Here is a 21,486-nt window from a genome sequence, read left to right on the forward strand (position 1 = left end):
GCCGTCACATCAGAATGATTTCGACGCGTCTGTTCTGCGGCTCGCGGACGCCCTGCGCCGTTGGCACCAGAGGGTGGGTCTCGCCGAAGCCATGCGTGGTGATCTCTGAGGGCTGTACGCCGTCTCGCAGCAGTTCGACTTCGACCGACTTGGCGCGTCGTAGCGACAGGCCAAGATTATATTTCGCGGTCCCTGAAAGATCGGTGTAGCCATTGACCTCGAGTCGCGTCGTCTGGACGTAAATGCTGGCGTTGGCGGCCGAGGCGACGATCTCCCTGGCACGGGGAGAGAGATCGGCGCGATCCCAGTCAAAAAACACGAGGTAGGTTCGCGCGGCCGCAGGCGCCGGCGGCGGCGGTTGTGCCACGACCATCGGCGGCGGCGCTGCCGCAACCCCGAAGGCATAGGCGACGCCAAGCGTCACCACATGAACGAAGATGTCGCGCTGGAAGCCGATTCCGCCCCTGACCACCACGTTGTCGACCTTGTTGTAGAAGACACTGTTGAGATCTCCGGCATTATGAATTCCCACCAGCCGATAATCCGCCGTCAGCGCAAGACCCGGAACCGAGGTGATTGGAATAGCCACGCCGGCGATGCCCTCGTAGGCGAAATTCGGACCCGACGTGCCGCCAATATGGTTGAGGTCGCCGTTCGACAGGAACTCGGGGGACGTTTGGTGCGTCCACAACGCTCCGGCCCCGACGCCAAGGTAGGGGCTGAAGGAGGTGATATCCATGCCGTATTCCGGCAGCTTGAAAGCATAGAGCGCCTCGAGAAATCCGCCGTAGGATTCCTGGTGGCCCGTCTGCCTGCCGGTTAACGGGGTCACCGGCACCAGATTGTTCAGGCTGTTATATTCGTAGGCGTCGAGCACGTCGATCTGCACGCCGTTCGAGAACGCCCATCCGGCGGCGCCGGCGCCGATGAAGCCAAGGTTGTAGCGTTCGGTTGCCGGACCCGGACCAAACGGCCCGTCATTCGGGCGGACTGCTACATCCTGCAGGATGCTCGGCCCTCCGGCGAACCCGATATAGGGATGTCCGCTGGAGAAGCCCTCCATGAAGCCCGGCGCCGGCGCCGGTCGCACCGGGTTCTGAGCGACAGCATGTGTCGCCAGACACGTCATCAGGAAGGCGCAGCCAAGCGAGCCTCTTGTAAGCAACGACATCACGACTGTCCCTTCAGCAATTCCTAAATAAATCCAGTTCATGAGAACAAGGCGCATGACCGCTGGCGGGAACGCACGATTCCTGGCGCAGCGAGACTTCTCAGGCGTGCAACGTCGCCGGGTCTATAGTGAGTCGAAGCCGCTCCACCAGATGACCGTTGAGCACGTGATTACGGAAAATCTCCTCGATATCCTCATCGGTTTGATAACGATACCAAACTGCGTCGGGATAGATCACCATGACCGGTCCATGCTCGCAGACATTAAAGCAGCCGGCATGGTTGATTCTGATCCGCCGAACCCCCCGCGCCATCCCCAGCCTGCACATGTAGTCGCAAAGCGCCCGGCTGCCCTTCGAGGAGCAGCAACCGCGGCGATGGGTAGCGGGTCGCTGGTTGACGCAACAAAACACGTGCAGCCGGTAGAGCGGCTCCAAATGCACATCGATCACCCTTGGATCATGAAGGTTCGGTAGCCAGCAGACTCGTCGCGGCACTCGACTCATGATCAAAAATACTGGCTTCGACATTGACGCGCTTGGCGACGCCATTCTCGCCACGGCTTCGCCGGTATGAGGCCCTGGCGCCGGCTGTTGCTCGTGCTGACCGACGGCGAGCCCGCTGACATCGACGTCGCGGACAACCGGGACCTGGTGACGGATGCGCGCCGTGCGGTCCTGGCATTGCGACAATCGGGGATCGACGTGTTCGGCATAGCCCTGGACCCGCGCGGTGCCGGGTGTGCTACGGCGATTTTCGGTCGTGCGAACACCATGACGCTGCGCGAGTTGGCGGACCTGCCGGCGCGGCTCGCCGGCCTCTATGTTCGCCTGCGGAACCGCTGACGCCTTGGCCTAACGGTGGCCGGTGGCTGCCGTCGGGATGCCCTCGATGGGACACTCCTCGGTGCCGACAGTGGCTCGGGTCAACGCCTCGACCATTTCGCGTGTCGCGTCCGGATCGGCGATCCATTTGCCATAGAAGTCGTAGGGACAGGCGGCGACACCCTTGTCGCCGTCACCGGAATTGATCATGCCGGTGTAGCCGCGGTGCAGCAGCTTGAAGAGATGGTTTTCGGACTGCATGTTTTGTCGCGCATCGCGGATCAGCGACTTCGACAGCGCCGCATATTGTATGCCGTATTCCTCGGTGCCGCACTCGCCGAGCGTGCGGCCGTCGAAACCGATGATCGAGGAATGGCCAAAATAGGAATACACGCCGTCGAAGCCCGCGGCGTTTGCCACCGCCACATAGACGTTGTTGGCCCAGGCCATCGCCTTGGACATCATGATCTGCTGTTCCTTGGCCGGATACATATAGCCCTGGCAGCGGATAATCAGTTCGGCGCCCTTCATGGCGCAGTCGCGCCAGATCTCCGGATAGTTGCCATCGTCGCAGATGATCAGGCTGATCTTCATCCCCTTGGGGCCGTCCGATACATAGGTGCAGGTGCCGGGATACCAGCCCTCGATCGGCACCCAGGGCATGATCTTGCGATATTTCTGGACCACCTCGCCCTTGTCGTTCATCAGGATGAGTGTGTTGTAGGGCGCCTTGTGCGGATGCTCCTCGTGCCTCTCGCCGGTTAGCGAGAACACGCCCCAGACTTTGGCGCGCCGGCATGCCTCGGCAAGTATTTCGGTCTCCTCGCCAGGCACCGAGGATGCCGTCTCGTACATCTCCTTGCTGTCGTACATGATGCCGTGGGTGGAGTATTCCGGAAAGATCACGAGGTCCATGCCGGGAAGGCCGGTCTTCATGCCGATCAGCATTTCGGCAATCCTGTTGGTGTTTTCCAGGACCTCCGCCTTGCTGTGCAGGCGCGGCATCTTGTAGTTGACCACGGCAACCCCGACTGTGTCCGCGCTGCTGGAAATGTCACCGTGCAACATGTCAGTCTCTCCCTGTTGATGTGTTCAGCCGTCACTCTGTAGCGGTAGGGGCCCAGGCAAGCCTGTATGCGCCGCGGACGGGATAAGGGAGCGCACGGGGATCTCGCGCAACGCCACTGGTGCGCGGATGAGCCCAGCCGATTCATCAGCTTAAGGGTCGTCGCGCTGTATGTTCAAGTGCTCGTTTGCGTTGATGATGGCGTCGGCGATGTCTTCCATGCTGGTCCGCTTGCTCATGGCCTGTCTGCGGATGCTTTGATAGGCAGCTTCCTCCGTCAGATCCGCTTTCGCGATCAGGATCGACTTGGCGCGCTGGATACGTTGCATACCGCGCAGCTTGCGCTCCAGCCTAAGGGTCCTGCGACGCGACTCCTGTTGCTGCAGCCAAAGGCTCCGGGCCAGTGCGAGCTGTGTGAGCAAGCCGAACGGGCGCACCGGGCGTTCGATGACGGCGTGCACCTCGCTTTCGAGCACGAGCTGTAGGATCGAAGGGTTCTCGTAGCCGATCACCGCGATCAGGGTCGGCGTGATCCGCTCACCACTGCCAAGCAGCCGCAGCAGCGGCGCTCTGCTGTCATGGTCGATCGAGATCACCACGACATCAATGCTGGCGGCGATCGCGTCCGGTACCGGCCAGGCGCTGGAAACGAAACAGCCGATCCGCCGGAGATGCTCGATCAGGCTCAATCCTTCGTGGTCGGGTCGATGCACGACCTCGACATGCAGCCCGCGCAGATCACGAAGGATCTGGATCGGCACGGTTAGCCGTCTAGCGTCTGCGTGACCCGGTAGGGGTCCGGTTTCACTTGACCGTCCGATTCCCAGACGATCTCAAAGCTGCCGTTGCCACCGAGTCGGCCGACCCTCGGCCAGAGGAAGCAGTGATTATTGTCCCGGTCGATCCGCACAAAGCCTTGCGGCGCCTCGATCTCGTGGTCCGGCAGGGCTGCCTGGATCAAAGCGGGATCGTCGCTACCGACCCGGGCGATGGCGCGGGCGGCGAGGATGACCTGGAAATAGGCTGCCTCCGCGGCCGCCGGCACAGGTGCGGCGCTGCCAAAACGTGCCCGGTAGGACGCGACGAAATCGACAGCCGACCGATGCGGCAGGATGTCGAAGAATGGCGAGGCGGTGATATGCCCGCGGGCCGCGCCGGCGCTCATCTCCGCCACCTCCGCCTCGCTGGTGGTCAGGCTGGCGATCGGCATGGAGGCGGCATCGAAACCTGCCTTATGGTAGGCTTCATAAAACATCGCGGTGCCCTCGCCGACGACTGTCGAGAAGATCACATCCGGTCTGGTGCGGCCGATCCGGGTGATCGCCGTATCGAAGTCCGAGCGGTGCGGCGTCAGCGGGACGTAGATCTCGTCCAACACGACACCGCCGGCTTGATGCACAAGTTCGGTCATAATGCGATTGGATTCGTACGGATAGATATAGTTCGAGCCGACCAGGAGCAGCCGCTTGCCATAGGTTGCGAACAGGTAGCTGGCGAGCTGCATCGAGTTCTGGTTCGGTGCCGCTCCCGTGTAGATGCAATGCCGCGAATACTCGAAACCTTCATAGAGGGTGGGATAGAACAGCAAGCCGCGATAGGCCTCCACGAGAGGCAGCAACGCCTTTCGCGTGCTTGACATATAGCAGCCGAAGATCAGGCGAATTTGTTCCCGGGCGAGCATCCGCTCGGCCACGGCGGCGAACTGCCTTGGGTTGGAAGCCGGATCGTGGATCACCGGCTCGATCAGCCGTCCGGCGACGCCGCCCGCCTCGTTCAATTGCTCGATGGCCAGTAGCGAAGCATTGAGCTGGGTGTTCTCCACTGATGCCGTCACACCGGTTTGCGAGCAGAGCAGGCCGAACCGCCAGGACCGGGTCATGGTGTGCGCCTGTGTTTGCGTTGCTGACGCGTTGCGGGTCGCACGGCGTTATCCTCCTTTGTGGGTCAGGGCTAAGCAAGGGACGTGCCAGAACAGCGACTCAGTGCGAGGTCTGTGCAGATCCGGGCCGCCGAACGTCAGATCCGCGGGGACGATCCTGAGCAGGATTTCCGGTGGCCTCGACGACGAGATCGAACCGCGGGCGAGCCTGATGCGCCCGCTAGATCAGCGTAACTGGTGATAGGCGCGCTGGAAATAGATCAGCGCCTCCGGCTCCCCGCGCGTGATGACGTCCTCGACCTCGCAAAACATGACGCTGTGCGTGCCGACCTCCTTGAACTCGACGATGCGGCAGTCAAACGCGACCGAGGCGTCGTCGAGCAACGGAGCGCCGGTGCTCAGTCTATGCCAGCCGCCGGCGGCGAAACGCTCGAGCATGTCCTTGGCACCGCCGGCGAACAGGGAGGAGAGATCCCGGTGCAGCCCGGTCAGCACGTTGACCGCCAATACACCGTTGATCCGGAACTGTGCGTTCGAGCTGGCGTAGCGATTCATGCACACCAGCAGCGTTGGCGGCTCGTCGGTGACCGAGCAGACCGCCGAGGCGGTAAAGCCGTGGCGTCCGCCGGGTCCGTCGGTGGTAATGATGTTGACAGCGGCCCCTAGGCGGGACATCGCCTCGCGGTAGCGCTCACGGTCGACGATCCGCTGAGGCTTTGATGACACACCGATTGAACTCAGCCCGGCTGCAACAGCACGCGGTAGATAACGGTCCAGTAGGGTGCGGCAAACAGGATGATGCTGGCGGCACCGCCGGTCACGAACAGGATCGAGACCAGCGACCAGAAGCCATGCAGCCTGCGAGACCGCCACGCTGCGAACGCGCTGCCGGCAAGCCAAATCCAGAGCAGGCCAATGACCACGAACAACCAGAAATACATGGCACGCTCCGTTCGCTGACGATCAGTATTTGCCGTCGGTGGTCAGTTGCACATAGACACGGTCGGCGAAATGGGTGAGTTGCCAATTTCTCAGATCGGATGGGAGATTGGTGTCCTTTTCGACAATTGGGCAATAGGCGTCAGTCAGACCGTTGACGATGGAGGCCTGGTCCAGGTCGGGGGCGGCCGCCTTTACCTTGGCGATGATCGCGTTGACATTCTGGAGCATATTGGCCGCACCCGTGTCGCTCAGCAGAGTGCCGACACCACTCGATTGATCGGCGATGATCTGCTTGAGCTGCGGTTGCGCCAGATCCGGGCAGCCATTCGGCCGGCGGCCGTTCTGCAAGGTGGAGGTGTCCTTGCGGATCAGCGAGGTCAGCACCAGCGACGCATTGGCCGGCGCATGATTGCTCCAGCTCTGTCTTATGTAGTTCGTCACGTCGACGACTTCCCGGTCGCTCATCGCGGCCCCGACACCAGGCATCAGCGCATATGGACCCCGTGCCGGATGTCCGCCGATCACGACCCTGATGACGCTTTGCGGCCCGAGAGCACGGACCATGCCGTTGGCATCGAGGGCAGGGATTTTGTCCTTGATGCCGTCGCCATTGAGCTGGTGGCAGGAGGCGCAATGTTCGAGATAGACCGCCTGTCCGGCAGCGTAGCGATCCGGCCGATACGCGGCCGTACGCGCCTGGTAGCTGGCAACCGGCTTGAGCGACTTGAGGTAGGTGGAGATCGCGTGCAGGTCGAAATCATTGAGTTGACTTGTGCTGTAGTCTACGACTTCGCCCATTGGCCCGGCGACCGGACCCATTGATTCAGAGTGGCCGTATTTGAAGAACTTGACCAGGTCGTCGATGGTGTAGTGGCCAATCCCGGTCAGGTTGTCCGGCCGCAGGTTGGGGGCATACCACATGGTGATCGGGGCGCCCTCAACCGACAGTGCTATTGGCATGTTGCCAAGGAAGTTGCGGTTGTTGTGGCAGGCGCCGCAATGTTCCGGCCCGTTGACGATATAGGCGCCGCGATTGACCAGCGCTGACTGGTTCGGCGCGGGCTTGAACACCTTGTCGGGGACAAAGAACGCGTCCCACAAAGCGATGGCGGGTCGGATCGTAAATGGAAACCAGATCTCCTCGGGCTTGCTGGGCGCGTTCACAGGCTTGAGCGAAAATAAATATGCCTTGATCGCGAGCAGGTCCTCGGTGGTCATCGTATTGTACCAAGGATACGGCATCGCCGGATAGATATACGTGCCGTCGGCAGCGATACCATGACGCATCAGGCGAATGAACTGAGCGTCGGTCCAGGTGCCGATGCCTGTCTTCTTATCGGGCGTGATGTTCGGCACGTAGATCTTGCCGAACGGCATGTCCATGTAGCGACCGCCGGAGTATGGCGCGTAGCCCTCGCCCTGGTGACAGCCGATGCAGTCGCCCAGGGTGGTCAGGTACTCGCCGCGGGCGACCTGATCATCCGCGGCTCGGGCTGCGCCGGAAATGCCGCTGGCGACCAACGCCGCTCCAGCAGCCAGCCGAAGGGTCCGGGTGAGATGGCCCCTGAAGGACCTGCGGAAAGGACGACGCTTCATGGGATGGCTCCAGGCTGCGCCGCCACGCTTGCCCGCCTGTCCGTGTTGGCCCCGACCAGCTCGGGGTAGGCAGTGAGTGTGTTGACGCCGTATAGGGGCTTGTATGCGCCCTGGTGGCATGTCGCGCAATTGATCTTGGCTACATCATTGGTCGGACCGCGCGCTGCTCGCGGGAATGTGCCAGTGAGCGGCACCATCCATTGGGTGTTGAGGTTGCGGACCATCTCGAGACCATACCAGGCCGTCAGCCGCGCCGGAGTGCTTTGGTCCCACGAGGAGAAATCGCGGCTATTATGGCAGTAGGTGCAGCCGACACCCAGCGAGTGGGCAAAGTGCGCCATCAGCGCATAGGTCTGATCGGTCTGCTGGATTGATTGCCGGTTGCCCGCTGGCAGCGCGGTCTTGCCTGTGATGCGGACCGTATCGGCCTGGAGCAGCAGGTTGGTGAACGGGTCGGCCTGCAGCGAGGTATTCGCCGCCGCCTTGGAGACACCGCTATAGCCGGTGTTGGTTTCCGCGAACCCGCTCGGCTGGCCCTGCTTGGTAAACCAGACATATTCCGGAACCGCATGACCGCGATGGCAGGTGTTGCAGGTGACGCCGAGATTGCCGACGTGACTTTTCCAGTTGGCGTTGATGTCCTGCGTCATTTGGATCATCCGTCGTGCCACGGTCTTGGTGTAGAGCGCGTCGTCCGCCATGTTCACGGTCGAGTGGCAGAATGCGCATCCGGTCGAGGGAGCGATCCAGAGAGGCAGGGTGCCCATCAGTCTCAGGAACTCATTGGAGTCGACGTTTTGGAGAACCTGGATGTTCTTGTAGGCCTTTGACGATGGGATGCCCGACGGCTTGACCGGGGGAAGTGCGGGAACCAGCCGATAGTTGTCGGCGTCCTTGACCACCTGGCGGGGGCTCCAGATGTAGTTCATGCCGACGCCGCGAAACCCGCGCTCCTCGCTGACCACCGGCGGCCGGTGCAGGGTCATCAGCAGGGCGCCGAAGACGACGCCTACGCATATTCCGATTGTCCATCGCCACGGGTGGTTTCCGCGAAAGGCGGCGATACCGTCGGTGAACAGCAGCGCTGTCCACCGGAACGGGGCGAGCAGCACGTTCATTACTTGGTCACTCCGCGCAACAGCCCGGGGTCGGTCATCTGATGGTAGATTTCCGGATACGGCGGGGCGATGCCGTGCTTGACCCCCCAGAGGAACCAGTTATCGACGACCGTGCCGCTGAGCAGGATACCGATGCCGCCGGTGATCGGGCAGAGCACCGCGAACCAGACCGCCCAGCGATGGATCGACTCGTAGCTGGCATTGAAGCCCATGATCCAGCGCCAGAACAGGCTGGCGCGTTCGGCGGCGGTGCTGCGATCGGTGGTCATCTCGATCTCGCGCTCGCCCCAGTAGCGGCTCACCGCCAGGATGGTCCCGCCATGCATGGCAAACAGCAGAGTCGAGCCGTACAGGAACACGATCGAGAGCATATGGAACGGGCAGTAATAGAGATTGCCGTAGCGTATCGAGAACGATGCGGTCCAGTCCAGGTGTGGGAAGATGCCGAACGGCACCGCTTCCGACCAGCTCCCCATCAGGATCGGCCGGATGAAGCCGAGCACGAGATAGAGCCAGATTGCCGAGGCAAAGGCCCAGGCGACATGGGTGCCCATGCGCAAATCCCGTGCGCGGCGATAGACCCGCGTCCACCAGAGCAGGATTGAGGCGGTCAGGAAGAAGCCGGCCATCAGCCACCACCCGCCCTTGGCCAGCGGTGGGACGATGTCCAGGCCGTATTGCGGTCCGGGAGGTTGCAGTCCCAGCCATGGCAACTGGCGGATGAACTGTATCGGGTCCCAATGCACCTGGGCGAGCATGTTCAGCCCGATGATCTCAAAGGCGATGAAGCCGCACAGGATCGAGGTGATGCCGAGGGTGCCGAGATAGAACGGTCCGACCTGGGCGGCGCCGATGCTGCCCATCAGCCGCGACAGGAAGGGCCGAAAGACCCGGTTGTCGTTGCCCCATTTCAGTGGAGCGCCTTCGTCGATCGGCCCGTCGACCAGGACGCGGTTGAACAGGTTCTGATATTCGACCCCGAAGGTCGGGCGATTGTCGAACATGGTTCAGCTCCAGAACGGCAGGTTGAGCCACCAGTTCCACCATTCCGGCCAGCCACGGGTCCAGAATGGGCCACTGATGATGATGCAGATTGCACTCCAGACCCCGGCATTGATGGCGCAGAACCAGCCGAGACGGTGGATGCCGAGCGGTCCGATGGAATAGACCATCAGGTCGCGGAAGAAGCTGTCCTCGTAGCCGGACGGCTTGACCACCTCGTCCTTGCCCGGATTGAGCGCCGACAGCACCACGCCGCCATGCATCGACAGAATGAAGGTGGTGGTAAAGAAGAACGTCACGGCGATCATATGCGCCGGATTATAGTGGAACTGCAGGTGCTCGTAGCCGATGTTGGAGACCCAATCGAGATGCGAGATGATCCCGTAGGGAAAGCCATTACCCCAGGCACCCATCGCCAGCGGCCGGAACACCTCGAGTGTGACATAGGCGAGAATCGCGCCGGAGAAAGCGATCGGGACGTGCAATCCCATGCCGAGTTTACGCGCGATCTCGACCATGCGCAGCGCCCATGACGAGAAGGCGCCGATTGCGCAGAAGGTAATCCACTGCCACAATCCGCCTTCGCGCAAAGGGGCCAAGCCGAGGCCATACTTCAAATCCGGCGGCGCGATGTTGATCCGCCAGATGTTCCAGGTCGGGCCGATCGCGGCCCCCCAGATGATCAGCAGGGTCCCGACCAGGGCGAAGAAGATGGTGGTGACGCCGAAGAAGCCGACATAAAACGGCCCTGCCCAAAAGTCGAACAGGTCGCCGCCGACAAGCGTTCCACCGCGGACACGATATTTATATTCGAAGTTCAGCATCGCCATGGTCGGGTCCTCCTGTCGCCTATCGTGGCGCCGGTGGTGTCGGCGTCATCTGTTGCGCCGGCGCTCCGGTCAGCCGGTCATGATTGGGACCGTCAAGCCAGTTGAAGCGGTCCGTGCTGAGCAGGATGAAGTGAATTACCAGTGCCAGCGTCAGCAGAAAAATAAAGAGGCCGATCAGCGCCCGGCGCGGATCAAACAGAACCCATACACGCCACATGATCCGTGCTCCCGATCAGGTAAGGGCTGCGAGGTGTGCCGCGTGGTGCAGCATCAGCATCGCCGTATGCTGGTAGCTGCCGCCCCACGGGCGCCAGATCCAAGCCAGGATGTGGGCGACGATCGCCACCCCCGTGAACAGGCAGAAACTAAGGACGAAGAGGCGGTTGAACTCCTTGGCCTCCCCTTCGGTGAGCCCCGATAGAACGGAGCGGTTTGGATCGGTTACCATGCTAGTTCTCCTATTGAACGTGTCACGACAGGGCCTCCGCCCGCAGGCAGGCCAGCACACGGGCGCGGGTGATGCGACTTTCGTCGTGCGCGCGCGCTTCCCGCTCGACACGCTCGCGCAGCGATTTCGCTGCGGAGATGCGAACGAGGAAGGGTTCGGCCGCCACCTGGTCGTCGAGCAGGGAAGCTGCATCGCGGTCCCAGGGAGCGGCGCTGACGGGCGTTTGACCGCGTGCGTGGGTCGCGTCGATCGCATCGAGATCGCGTCCCAACGGCAGCATGGTGAACAGCGCGTCAAACAGGGCGTTGCAGTATTCCTGCACAAGGTAGGTCGCACCCGCATAGCCCATGAACGGCGTGCCGGTGGCGCGGCGGATGATCGCGCCCGGAAACGACGCCGGCACATAGACGCAGCGCGATTTCAGCTCGACGGCGTAGATGCGCTCGTTGCTGGAGCCGAACAGCACCAGCGGAGGCGTCTTTCGGATCGAGTCCCGCACGCCTGCGTTGTCGGTCTTGGCGCCGGGTCGCCGCGCCACCGAAAAGGCGCACGGAATGCCGAGTTCGTCCTCGAGAAAATGTCGTATGCCACGCTCGTAGGTCTCGGTCGCGACCACCGCGAAGCTGCCGGTGGCAAAGAAATCCTGCGTGACGCTGCGCCATAGATCCCAGACCGCCTTGATGGTGGTCAGCTTCTCGCGCTCGATGAATGGCTGCGGATCAAGCCCCGTGAGTTCGCCCAGCGCTTCGAGGAAATTCGTGGTCGCGAAGACGCCGATTGGTGCCTGCAGATACGGCTTGCCGAGCTCCTCGCAGAGCTTGCGGCCGAACTCCCGATACAGGCAGATGTTGACGCAGGCATCGGCCAGCCGCGGCGTCTCGTCGATATGAGTTCCCATCGGGAACACCATGTTGACCTCGCAGCCGATGCCTTCGACCAGACGGCGGACCTCGGCGAGGTCGGAGGCCATGTTGAACGTGCCGTGGATCGCGCCGATGATGTTGACCAGCGGCTTCGTCGTCGCGGCGGTCTTCTTGCGGCCGCCCTTCTTTTGACCGAATTGCGTCCACAGCCAGTAGATCGCCCGATCGGCGGTCTGCCACTGGTCCTCGTCAATGGTGCGCGGGATGAAGCGCAGCAGGTTGGAGCCTTCCGGGGTCACGCCGCCACCGATCATCTCGGCGATGCTGCCGGTGACCACGACACCGGGCATCGAGCGGTCCCCGACCGCGTTGGCCTGGCTGAGGGCGGCCTCCGTGCCGTTCATCGAGAGATTGTCTTCAGACAACCCGGTGACGCTGACCGGCAATTCGTGCGGCGGCAGCCCGTCGGTGTAGTGCAGCACCGCGGTCACCGGCAGGTTCTCGCATCCCACCGGCCCGTCGATGATGACCCGCAGGCCGCGCGCGGCGGTAAAGGCGTAGACCGCGCCCCAGTAGCCGCCTGCCCGATCGTGATCGATGACCAGCATGGCGGCTCAGGTCCCCACCGGCACATCGATTTGCGGCACCACGAAGGCCGCCTTCGCTGCCGCAGCGGCCGGCTTGGCGCCGAAGAACGACACCATGCGCGAGAACCGCTCACGCCCGCGCGCCTGTGCGGCCACGACCTGGGCCAGGGCCGCCGCACCCGGAATGCCGAACAACGGCCGTCCTGAGACGATGTTGGTAAAATAGATTGCTGGGATCCCCTGCTCCTTGGCTTTTTGCACGACTGGGGTGGTGCCGATGGCGAGGTCTGGCTTGACCTCGCGGAAAGCGGCGACGTCGTTCTCCAGCGAGGCGCGGAACTGCACGTGCGCGCCATGCGCCTCAAGCCATTCGCGGTCGGGATCGCTCCATTCGGTGCGCGGACAGGCGGTGCCGACATACGGCACTTCGGCGCCGGCCTCGATCAGCAGGCGGGCAACCAGCAACTCCGAGCCCTCATAGCCGGAGACGGTCAAGCGTGCGTCGATTGGGTTGGCGGCCAGCACGCCACGCAGCGCGCCGAGACTTGCCGCGCGGGCGGCGTCGCGCTCCGCGTGACCGACATTTGCCGCCGTCGCGATGGCGTCGAGCCAGGCCGCGGTTGCCTCGACGCCCACCGGGCCAGACCCCACGACCGGCCGCCCGGCAGCGCGGAACTCGCGCACGCTGGCGACATAGAACGGATGCACGGCGGCGGCGACACTGCAATCCAGTGCGCCATACAGGTCGCGCCATTCGCGTGCGGGGGTCGACGGCGCCACTGCGAGGCCCATCGGCGCCAGCAGGCCGGCTATACCCACCGGATCGGCGGGAAACAGCTCGCCGATCAGGGCCACCGTCGGCAGATCGTTGGTTGGCGCGCGCGGGCGCTGCACCGGACCCGCCTCAGCCTCGGTGCGCGCATAACGCAGCATCGCAGCGGCGAGCACGTCCTTGGCTTCGGCATGCGTCGGCACGCCAAAGCCCGGCACGTCGATGCCGATGATCCGCACCCCGTCGATCTCGCGTGGCAACAGATCGAGCGGCACGCCGGACGCGGTCGGCACGCACAGATTGATCACCACCACGGTGTCGTATTCGTCGGGGTTGGCGGTCTTCTGCACCGCCTCGCGGATGTCCTCGAACAGCTGGCCGCGCACCAGGCTCTCGGAATTGAATGGCACATAGCCGACGCTGCGACGGGCACCATAGAAGCGCGAGGTGAAGGTCAGCCCGTAGACGCAGCAGGCAGACCCCGAAAGGATCGTCGCCGTGCGGCGCATGCGCAGGCCGACGCGCAGCGAGCCGAAGGCTGGGCACATCGATTGCGGCTGGTCATGCGGGCCGCGCGGATAGTCAGCGAGCAGTTGGTCGAGCGAAGCCTGCTTGCCAGCAGCGCGCGCGGCCGCCTGCATGGTCTCGCGGCCGCCGTGACACCCGCCTGCCGGTTCGTCCAGCGGCGCCATGTCAGGCACCCTCGTAAATGACTTCGAGGGATGGCTTTTCGGCCAAGGCGACGCCGCCGCACATGTCGGCGAGCGACGCCGGCTGCAGCACCACGTCGCGACCAACCGCGTCGCCCTTGAACAGGTCGAGCAGCTTGTCGTGGGTGAGCGGATGCGGACGCAACGGCGGCGCCTCGGCCACCTGCAAACCGAGCGCCTCGAACAACGGTGACCAGACGCTGCCGGGCTTGCCGACGATTTCGTAGTTCGCACTCTTGCGGCGGATATCATCGTCGGCCGGGATCGCCGCCAGCACCGGGATGCCGACCGCATCGGCGAACGCCTGCGCCTCGCCGGTGCCGTCATCCTTGTTGATGACCAGGCCGGCGACCCCGACATGGCCGCCGAGCTTGTTGAAATACTCCACCGCCGAGCAGACATTGTTGGCGACGTAGAGCGATTGCAGATCGTTCGAGCCGACCACGATCACCTTCTGGCACATGTCGCGCGCGATCGGCAGGCCGAAGCCGCCGCAGACCACGTCGCCGAGGAAGTCGAGCAGCACGTAGTCAAAGCCCCAGTCATGGAAACCAAGCTTTTCGAGCAGCTCGAAGCCGTGGATGATCCCCCGTCCGCCGCAGCCGCGGCCGACCTCGGGGCCGCCGAGCTCCATCGCGAAAACGCCGTCGCGCTTGAAGCACACATCGCCGATCTGCACGGTCTCGCCTGCCGCCTTCTTGCGCGACGAGGTTTCGATGATCGTCGGGCAGGACCGGCCGCCGAACAGCAGCGACGTGGTGTCGCTCTTTGGATCGCAGCCGATCAGCAGCACCCGTTTGCCGGCCTGGGCCATGCTGTAGGAGAGGTTGGCGAGCGTGAAGCTCTTGCCGATGCCGCCCTTGCCGTAGATCGCAACGATCTGGGTCTCGCGCTTGCTTTGAGCCGGTTCGCTGGCGGGCGCGTTCGGGGTTTGCGCATTCATGCCGGCTTACTCCAGTCGAGAATCATCTTGAGACAGTCAGGATCGTCGAATGCCGTGCGGTAGGCGTCCTGCGCCTCGGCCGCGTGCCGGCGATGGCTGATCAGGCCGTCCAGCGAGAGGGCGGCACCCGCGACCAGGCGCTGCACCTCAGCCAGATCGGCGGGCAGGAATTCGGCGGCGCAACGCAGCCGGGCCTCACGCATGAAGGCCGGCGCGAAATCGAACGAAAGCCGTCCGGAATAGAATCCGGCCAGCACGATCTCGCCGCCCCGCTCGAGGCGCGTGACCAACTGGTCGAGCAACGAGGCGTCGCCGCTGGCGTCGATGATCGCGGCATAGTCGCGCCTTGGGTCGTCTTCGGAACGGGTCACTTCGTAGCCCTGGGCGCCCGCTTCACGGCCGGTACGATTTTCCCAGACCATGGGCGGCGCGTGTCCGAGTGCGATGGCGACGCGCGCCAGCAGCCGGCCCAGCACGCCGTGTCCGACGATCAGCTCCGGCGGCGGTGCATTCGGGGCCGCGATCGCATGATGCGCGGTGGCGGCCAGCGCAAGCAACGTGCCGCGCTCGCCGAGATCGTCCGCGATCGGCACGGCCCGCGCACCCGGCAGAACCAGACGTGCCGCGGCACCGCCGAACAAGCCGCGCACATCGCCGAAGCATTTGGCACCAGGGACGAACACCGCCTGGCCAAGGCTGCGTCCCGATGCGGCGCCGGCTTCGACGATTCGGCCGACCGACTCGTAGCCCGGTACCAGTGGATAACCCATGCCCGGAAAGTTCGGCATCGTGCCGCTCCAGAGCAGACGCTCGGTGCCGGCACTGATGCCACTCCAGTCGATATCAACGACAATGTCGGTGTCGGTCGGCGCATTCAGGGAAAGACGATCGAGCCTGACACGTCCCGGAGCGCTCATGACGACGGCATCGGTCTGCATCTGCTCCCCCCTTTCCGGGTCTGGACTTGTCAACCTAACACAACATTTAGAAGTGACAACTCCCGTTGACACTCGTTCGTTCACGGAACGGCGATCATGACCCGCGTGACCAACGGCACACGGGTGCGCAACAGGCGACTGCGGCTGAATCCGGCTTCGCGCAACATCGCCGCGATCACCTCCGGACGGCGTGGCCGGCCGCGTCCCATCGCCAGCAGATAGAAGCCGAAATAGGCGTCGCCGCTGGCCGCCGCCCCGCGCGTGCCGGCCATCGGCTCCGCGATCAGCAGCCGTCCGCCGGGCGCGAGCGCGGTCCGGGCGGCACGCAGCAGCGCCAGCGCCGCATCGTCGTCATGGTCGTGCAGCACCCGCACCAGCGAGATCAGGTCGGCGCCGGGAGGAAGCCGATCGCGATGGAAATCGCCGGCCACAGTGCGCGCCCGCCTTGCGATCCCGGCCGTCGCAAATCGCGCTTGCGCCAGCGCGCACACCGGTTGCAGATCGAACAGCACCAGCCGCAGCGTCGGTGCCCGCGCCGCCACTGCTACGAGAAAGCTGCCGTCGCCGCCGCCGACATCGAGCAGGCAACGATGTCGCCTGATTCGGTAGGACGCGAGCACCTCGTCGGCGACCATGGCCTGCGACGCCGCCATCAGCGCGCTGTAGGCGCCAGTCCCGCCGGACGGCGCGTCATAGGGCCAGAACTCCGCAAGCTGGGTGCCCGTCTCGCCGCGCAGCAAGGCCACCGGATCACGCAGATCCTCGTAGAGCATCCGGTGGTGCGCGATCATCGCGGCCACGCCTGGATTGTCGATGAGCGCTGCGCCTAACGCACCGAGTCGGTAGGTGCCTTTATGGTTGCGCCTGGCCAGGCGCAGCGCCACCGACGCATCCAGCAGACGCCGCGTCGCTTGTTCGGACAGGCCGAGCCGCGGTGCCAGTGCCGGTGCCGTCCCGGGGGTGGCAAGCAGCGTCTGCGGCAGGCGCAGCTCCACGCACGCGGCGAGCACCTGCGCATAAACGAACCCCGCACACAGATCGAACAATGCCGAGGCGCGGCGCCTGGCGATCGGGCGGGTGAGTGGGAAGGCTGTCGCCGCCCTGCGGAAGCGTGGACTGGAAAGCCAGCGATCAAGCAAGGAGCCCTGCCTAGGCCGCGTTAAGCAGCATTTCCTCTGGCAGCAGCCGTTGCACTTCCAGGCGGATCAGGCCGCGCAGCTCTGCCGCCAGCGGACAAGCCGGAATGCTGGCGATGGCGTCCCCAATTAGGGCGTTGAGCCGCAGCATCGCCCCCGGCACGCCCTGTTGCAGGGCGACCGAGGGACGGCCCAGCGCCTGGTCACGGCCACCCGGCTTGCCGAGTTGCGCGGGCGTTGCAATGACATCGCGGATGTCGTCGGCCACCTGGTAGGCTTCGCCCAGACGCTCGCCGAGCATCTGCCAGGCGGCCGGCTCCTGGCCTGCGGCAAGCGCACCTGCCATCGTTGCGGCGGAGAACAGCGACGCGGTCTTCGCACGGTGATAGGCGGCGACCGGGATCTCCGGCTCACATTCCCAGGCCTGGCCGGCAATGATGCCGCGCGGCAGCCCGGTCGAGCGCGACAGCAGCAGCACGAGGGCCGCGAGGCTGGCGCCGGATGCTTCGGTAGCGGCATTCGCGAGAGTCTCGAAGGCCAGCACGATCAGCGCGTCACCGGCCAGCACCGCGAGGCTTTCGCCGTAGGCGTGATGCACCGAAGGCAGGCCGCGCCGCGTTGGCGCATCGTCGAAGCAGGGCAGATCATCATGCACCAGGGACGCGCAATGGATCAGTTCGAGGGCGGCGGCGGCGGCGTGCGCGAGCGGGTCCTCGCCATGGCCGCAGGCGCGCGCCACCGCGAGACAAAGCCGCGGCCGCACCCGCGCACCTCCAGGGAAAACCGCATGACGGATTGCAGAACCCAGTCGTGGCGGTCCGGAAAAGCTTTGCGCGGGGGAAAGGGCGGAATCCAAGGTCCGTTCGATCAGTGCCACCGCGTCCATCGATCCCTCCGCCCCGTCACTAGACCGCTGTCATTCTAGCTTGTCATGTTAGACTGTCAGACATAATGGACAGATACGTCAATCGGCATCTTGCGCGGGAGCGATGATGAGGGCGCCACACGCGATCGTCATCGGCGCTGGGATCGGCGGCTTGGCCGCGTCACTCGATCTGGCGCGCGCCGGTTTTGCGGTGACGATCCTCGAGGCGGCCGACACGGCCGGCGGCAAGGTGCGCGAAGTCGGCGGCGACAGGGTGCGGATCGATGCCGGTCCGACCGTGCTGACCATGCGTGACGTGTTCGCCCAAATCTTCGACGATGCCGGCGACAGCCTGGAGCGCCACGTGATATTGCGCCCGGCCGAAATCCTGGCGCGGCACGCCTGGAACGATCGCGGGCATCTCGACCTGTTTGCCGACGCTGCCCGCACTGCCGACGCGATCGGCCGCTTCGCGGGTGCCGCGGAAGCCCGCGGCTATCACGCGTTTCGCGCGCGCGCCGCCGAAATCTTTCAAACCCTGGACCGGAGCTTTCTGCGCGCGCAGCGGCCGTCGATGGCGCACCTGACGGCCCGTGCCGGGATCGGCCGGCTGCTGCGGATCAATCCCTTCAGCACGCTGGCCTCCAGTCTGGAAGGCTTTTTCCGCGACCCAAGGCTGCGCCAGCTCTACGGCCGCTATGCCACCTATTGCGGTTCCGCGCCGAACCGCTGTCCGGCGACGCTGATGCTGGTCGCCCACGTCGAGCAATCAGGTGTCTGGCTCGTCGAGGGCGGCATGCGCCGGCTGGTGGATGCACTGGCGGACCTCGTTGTGCGGCGCGGGGTGAGCCTGCGTACGTCCAGTTCGGTGGCCGAGATCACGGTTTCGTCTGGCCGCGCGCGCGGCGTCGTGCTTGCCGGCGGCGAGCGTCTGGAGGCGGACATCGTGCTGTGCAATGCCGACGCGCAGGCGATCGCGCATGGCGGTTTCGGCGACGTCTGCCGCCATGCCGTGGTGCCGATGCCGCGCGCGATGCGGTCGCTTTCGGCCATGACCTGGGCGATCGAGGCGTCGACGACAGGCTTTCCGCTCGAACGCCACAACGTGTTTTTCTCAGAGGCGCCCGGCTCGGAGTTCGAGGAGATCTTCGGCCGCGGCGTCCTGCCCGCCAAGCCGACTTTGTATGTCTGTGCTCAGGACCGCGGACTCGGGCAGCCCGAGGACGCAGCCCCTGAACGATTGCTCTGCCTGACCAATGCGCCGGCAATCGGCGATACGCACCGCTTTTCCATGACGGAGATCGAACAATGCGAGACCCGGATGGCCGCGGCCATGCGCCGCTGCGGTCTGACGCTGGGCGCACCCAGGCTGAAGAGCGTGACCACCCCGAACCAGTTCGCAGCACTGTTTCCGCACACCGGCGGCGCGCTGTACGGCCCGGTGTCGCACGGCTGGACGGCGTCGTTCCAACGGCCGGGAGCACGCTCGCGCCTGCCGGGGCTGTATCTGGCAGGGGGCAGCGTGCATCCGGCGCCCGGGCTGCCGATGGCGGCATTGTCGGGACGACTGGCGGCGGCGTGCGCGATCGCCGACCGAGCTTCGACGCGGCCGTGGCGCCGGGTGGCTATGTCTGGTGGTACGTCGACGCGCTCAGCGACGACGGCCGCCAGGGGATCACCCTGATCGCGTTTCTGGGCAGCGTGTTCTCACCCTATTACGCCTGGGCGCGTCGTCGCGGTTCGGCCGCCGACCCGTTGCGCTTCTGCGCGCTCAACGTCTCGATCTATGGCACCCGAAGCCGCTGGTCGATGACCGAGCATAGCCAGGTGTTGCGCGACTCCGACATGCTTGCCATCGGCCGCAGCCTGATCCAATGGCAGGACGACCAACTGATCTTCGAGGTCGACGAATTCGCAACCCCGCTGCCACGACGCATACGCGGCCAAATTCGGGTGCACCCCGCCGCACTCACCGGCCATACCGTTGGATTGGACGCGGCCGGGCTGCACCGTTGGCGGCCGATCGCGCCGCGCGCCTGGGTCGAGGTCAGCCTGGAGCAGCCGGCGCTGCGCTGGAGCGGTGTTGGTTATCTCGACAGCAATGACGGCGATGGCCCGCTTGAGGACAGCTTCGCCCGCTGGGACTGGGCCCGCGCGCCGCTTACGGACTCCACCGGAATCGTCTACGACGTGACCGATCGCCACGGCGCGGATCGCGCGCTGGCCTTGTCGGTCGGCCGTGACGGCGCGGTCGCCGAACAGGCGCTGCCGCCGCGCGTCGCACTCCCGCACACGCGCTGGCGGCTGCCGCGCTTTACCCGCGCCGAAAGTGCGAGCCTCACGCGTACGGTGCAGGACAGCCCGTTCTATGCCCGCTCGGTGGTGCAGACGCACTTGTTCGGCGAATCGTCGCAGGCGATGCACGAAAGCCTCGATCTCGACCGGTTCAGCGCGCCCTGGACCCAGGCAATGCTGCCGTTCCGGATTCCGCGCGCGCTATCATAGGGGAGGATGCAGGTGCGTCCGTCATGGAAGAAGATCGTCAGCGGCAAGAGCGCGTACGAGCAGTTCGAGCATGCGATCATGCTGCTGCTGACGGGAGCGATCGTCGTGCTGGTGGCGCTTGCCGCCCTGCACCTGGTCGTGGCAGTGGCCGAACTGGTCTGGAACGACCGAATGAACCCGGCCAACCCCGCGATATTCCAGAGCGTGTTCGGGATGTTCTTCACCGTCGTCATCGGTCTCGAGTTCAAGCACTCGCTAGTGGTTACCAGCAGCCAGGAGAGCGTCGTGCGGGCGCGCTCGATCATCCTGATCGGCATGCTCGCCACCGTGCGCAAGTTCATCGTCATCGATCTCGGTGCCGTGCATGCCATCGAGTTGCTGGCGATTGCCGGCGCCATCCTCGCCCTCGGCGTTGTCTATTGGCTGGTCCGTGACCAGGATCGCAGGACGTTGGTCGTGCGTCCGACAGGCGCGATCGAACATCATTGAGGCGACCATGCACAGCGCGCTTTTGCTTCCCGCCTTGTCTTCGGTGTCGAGCCGGGCGGAGATGCTGCCGCTGGCGACCTGTCTTGGGGCGGCGTGGGAGTGCGTCGTTGCGGACTGGCCAGGCTTCGGCGATGCGCCGCGGGCCGGTCGCGACGGACTTCATCCGGAAATGTTGGACGTGTTCCTCGATAGGCTGATCGGGCGCGCACCTGCGCCATTTGCGCTTGGCGTCGGTGCCGGCCATGCCGCCCCCTATCTGGTGCGGGCGGCGCTGCGCCATCCGGCGCGCTTCGCCCGGCTGGTGCTGATCGCGCCGACCTGGCGCGGACCGTTGCCGACGATGCTGGGTGCATCGCGACTCACACGTGCCGCCCGGCGCGCCTTCGAGGCGCCAGGCTTTGGCCCGCTGCTCTACCGGGCGGCGACCAGCCGTCGTATGCTGGAACGGATGATGCGCGGGCACGTCTACGCCGATCCGGCGACAGTCACGCCGGCGCTGCTGGCGGCCAAGCGGGCCATCGTGCGGCAGCCCGGCGCACGATTCGCCACCGCCGCGTTCATCAGTGGCGGGCTCGACCCCGTCCACTCACGCGCGGCGTTTCTTGCTCTGTTTGGCGCCGGCTTGCCGCCGACACTGATGCTTCGGCCGCGTGGCGCGCCGCGGAAGTCCGCGGCCGAGATGGACGCGCTGGGCGCCACTGGCCACGTCACCCGCGTCGAGGTCCCCGGCGCGTTGTCCGCGCACGAGGAGTATCCCGACGCGGCGGCAACCGCGATCCGTGACTGGCTACCTGGCTGAACGG

Annotated in this window: 24 protein-coding genes; 5 read left to right on the forward strand and 19 right to left on the reverse strand. The window is 64.8% G+C overall.

Annotated elements, in window-relative coordinates:
- Positions 1-4 precede the first annotated feature (4 nt).
- On the reverse strand, positions 5-1,171 hold the full coding sequence (locus tag ACQY4K_RS10760) for an OmpA family protein (RefSeq protein WP_428390205.1): 1,167 nt from the start codon (positions 1,169-1,171) through the stop codon (positions 5-7).
- A 100-nt stretch (positions 1,172-1,271) separates the two neighbouring features.
- Entirely contained in the window at positions 1,272-1,622 is a 351-nt protein-coding gene (locus tag ACQY4K_RS10765; protein WP_428390206.1) for a (2Fe-2S) ferredoxin domain-containing protein, read from the reverse strand.
- 120 nt (positions 1,623-1,742) lie between these two features.
- Between ACQY4K_RS10765 and ACQY4K_RS10770 the strand changes: the two genes are divergently transcribed.
- Entirely contained in the window at positions 1,743-2,015 is a 273-nt protein-coding gene (locus ACQY4K_RS10770) for a hypothetical protein (protein WP_428390207.1), read from the forward strand.
- Between the two features lie 9 nt (positions 2,016-2,024).
- Here ACQY4K_RS10770 and ACQY4K_RS10775 read toward each other — a convergent pair whose 3' ends face one another.
- The 17 genes from ACQY4K_RS10775 to ACQY4K_RS10855 all read right to left on the reverse strand — a co-directional run bounded on the left by ACQY4K_RS10775 (position 2,025) and on the right by ACQY4K_RS10855 (position 17,710).
- Complete coding sequence (locus tag ACQY4K_RS10775) at positions 2,025-3,062, reverse strand: aliphatic amidase (protein WP_428390208.1); 1,038 nt, start codon at positions 3,060-3,062, stop codon at positions 2,025-2,027.
- Between the two features lie 150 nt (positions 3,063-3,212).
- Positions 3,213-3,821, reverse strand: coding sequence for an ANTAR domain-containing response regulator (locus tag ACQY4K_RS10780; RefSeq protein ID WP_428390209.1), 609 nt, complete (start codon positions 3,819-3,821; stop codon positions 3,213-3,215).
- A gap of 2 nt (positions 3,822-3,823) precedes the next feature.
- Positions 3,824-4,939, reverse strand: coding sequence for a transporter substrate-binding domain-containing protein (locus ACQY4K_RS10785; protein WP_428390210.1), 1,116 nt, complete (start codon positions 4,937-4,939; stop codon positions 3,824-3,826).
- A gap of 225 nt (positions 4,940-5,164) precedes the next feature.
- Complete coding sequence (locus ACQY4K_RS10790) at positions 5,165-5,665, reverse strand: flavin reductase (protein WP_428390211.1); 501 nt, start codon at positions 5,663-5,665, stop codon at positions 5,165-5,167.
- A gap of 11 nt (positions 5,666-5,676) precedes the next feature.
- Positions 5,677-5,880, reverse strand: a complete 204-nt coding sequence (locus ACQY4K_RS10795) for a hypothetical protein (protein ID WP_428390212.1) — start codon at positions 5,878-5,880, stop codon at positions 5,677-5,679.
- 22 nt (positions 5,881-5,902) lie between these two features.
- On the reverse strand, positions 5,903-7,477 hold the full coding sequence (locus tag ACQY4K_RS10800; RefSeq protein WP_428390213.1) for a c-type cytochrome: 1,575 nt from the start codon (positions 7,475-7,477) through the stop codon (positions 5,903-5,905).
- Positions 7,474-8,595, reverse strand: a complete 1,122-nt coding sequence (pufC, locus tag ACQY4K_RS10805; RefSeq protein WP_428390214.1) for a photosynthetic reaction center cytochrome PufC — start codon at positions 8,593-8,595, stop codon at positions 7,474-7,476. The genes ACQY4K_RS10800 and pufC overlap by 4 nt, the downstream gene beginning before the upstream one ends.
- Entirely contained in the window at positions 8,595-9,599 is a 1,005-nt protein-coding gene (gene pufM / locus ACQY4K_RS10810) for a photosynthetic reaction center subunit M (RefSeq protein ID WP_428390215.1), read from the reverse strand. The genes pufC and pufM overlap by 1 nt, the downstream gene beginning before the upstream one ends.
- Before the next feature lie 3 nt (positions 9,600-9,602).
- The gene (gene pufL / locus ACQY4K_RS10815; protein WP_428390216.1) at positions 9,603-10,427 is read right to left on the reverse strand and encodes a photosynthetic reaction center subunit L; all 825 of its coding nucleotides are present in this window, start codon (positions 10,425-10,427) and stop codon (positions 9,603-9,605) included.
- A gap of 19 nt (positions 10,428-10,446) precedes the next feature.
- Complete coding sequence (pufA, locus tag ACQY4K_RS10820; RefSeq protein WP_428390217.1) at positions 10,447-10,644, reverse strand: light-harvesting antenna LH1, alpha subunit; 198 nt, start codon at positions 10,642-10,644, stop codon at positions 10,447-10,449.
- Positions 10,645-10,659: 15 nt separating this feature from the next.
- The gene (gene pufB / locus ACQY4K_RS10825) at positions 10,660-10,875 is read right to left on the reverse strand and encodes a light-harvesting antenna LH1, beta subunit (RefSeq protein ID WP_428390218.1); all 216 of its coding nucleotides are present in this window, start codon (positions 10,873-10,875) and stop codon (positions 10,660-10,662) included.
- Positions 10,876-10,897: 22 nt separating this feature from the next.
- Positions 10,898-12,346 carry a chlorophyllide a reductase subunit Z gene (bchZ, locus tag ACQY4K_RS10830; protein WP_428390219.1) on the reverse strand — a complete coding sequence of 483 codons (1,449 nt, stop codon included), beginning with the start codon at positions 12,344-12,346 and terminating at the stop codon, positions 10,898-10,900.
- 6 nt (positions 12,347-12,352) lie between these two features.
- Positions 12,353-13,789, reverse strand: coding sequence for a chlorophyllide a reductase subunit Y (gene bchY / locus ACQY4K_RS10835; protein ID WP_428390220.1), 1,437 nt, complete (start codon positions 13,787-13,789; stop codon positions 12,353-12,355).
- A 1-nt stretch (position 13,790) separates the two neighbouring features.
- Positions 13,791-14,750 carry a chlorophyllide a reductase iron protein subunit X gene (locus ACQY4K_RS10840; protein ID WP_428390221.1) on the reverse strand — a complete coding sequence of 320 codons (960 nt, stop codon included), beginning with the start codon at positions 14,748-14,750 and terminating at the stop codon, positions 13,791-13,793.
- On the reverse strand, positions 14,747-15,688 hold the full coding sequence (gene bchC, locus ACQY4K_RS10845; RefSeq protein ID WP_428390222.1) for a chlorophyll synthesis pathway protein BchC: 942 nt from the start codon (positions 15,686-15,688) through the stop codon (positions 14,747-14,749). Before bchC ends, ACQY4K_RS10840 begins: the two co-directional genes overlap by 4 nt.
- Positions 15,689-15,768: 80 nt before the next feature.
- Positions 15,769-16,827, reverse strand: coding sequence for a methyltransferase (locus tag ACQY4K_RS10850; RefSeq protein WP_428390223.1), 1,059 nt, complete (start codon positions 16,825-16,827; stop codon positions 15,769-15,771).
- Positions 16,828-16,837: 10 nt separating this feature from the next.
- Positions 16,838-17,710: a polyprenyl synthetase family protein gene (locus ACQY4K_RS10855; protein WP_428390224.1), complete on the reverse strand. Its 873-nt coding sequence runs from the start codon at positions 17,708-17,710 to the stop codon at positions 16,838-16,840.
- A 103-nt stretch (positions 17,711-17,813) separates the two neighbouring features.
- On the opposite strand from ACQY4K_RS10855, the gene crtD reads away from it, so the two are divergent.
- Genes crtD through ACQY4K_RS10875 form a run of 4 tightly spaced genes read left to right on the forward strand, consistent with a single transcriptional unit; the run spans position 17,814 to position 21,482 of the window.
- Positions 17,814-19,373 carry a 1-hydroxycarotenoid 3,4-desaturase CrtD gene (gene crtD, locus ACQY4K_RS10860; RefSeq protein ID WP_428390225.1) on the forward strand — a complete coding sequence of 520 codons (1,560 nt, stop codon included), beginning with the start codon at positions 17,814-17,816 and terminating at the stop codon, positions 19,371-19,373.
- Complete coding sequence (locus ACQY4K_RS10865) at positions 19,301-20,194, forward strand: carotenoid 1,2-hydratase (RefSeq protein WP_428390226.1); 894 nt, start codon at positions 19,301-19,303, stop codon at positions 20,192-20,194. Before crtD ends, ACQY4K_RS10865 begins: the two co-directional genes overlap by 73 nt.
- Before the next feature lie 12 nt (positions 20,195-20,206).
- Positions 20,207-20,683 carry a phosphate-starvation-inducible PsiE family protein gene (locus ACQY4K_RS10870; protein ID WP_428390227.1) on the forward strand — a complete coding sequence of 159 codons (477 nt, stop codon included), beginning with the start codon at positions 20,207-20,209 and terminating at the stop codon, positions 20,681-20,683.
- A gap of 7 nt (positions 20,684-20,690) precedes the next feature.
- Complete coding sequence (locus ACQY4K_RS10875; RefSeq protein WP_428390228.1) at positions 20,691-21,482, forward strand: alpha/beta fold hydrolase; 792 nt, start codon at positions 20,691-20,693, stop codon at positions 21,480-21,482.
- Positions 21,483-21,486 lie beyond the last annotated feature (4 nt).

The sequence above is a fragment of the Lichenicoccus sp. genome, from assembly GCF_965276875.1.
In the GTDB taxonomy this organism is placed as follows: Bacteria; Pseudomonadota; Alphaproteobacteria; order Acetobacterales; family Acetobacteraceae; genus Lichenicoccus.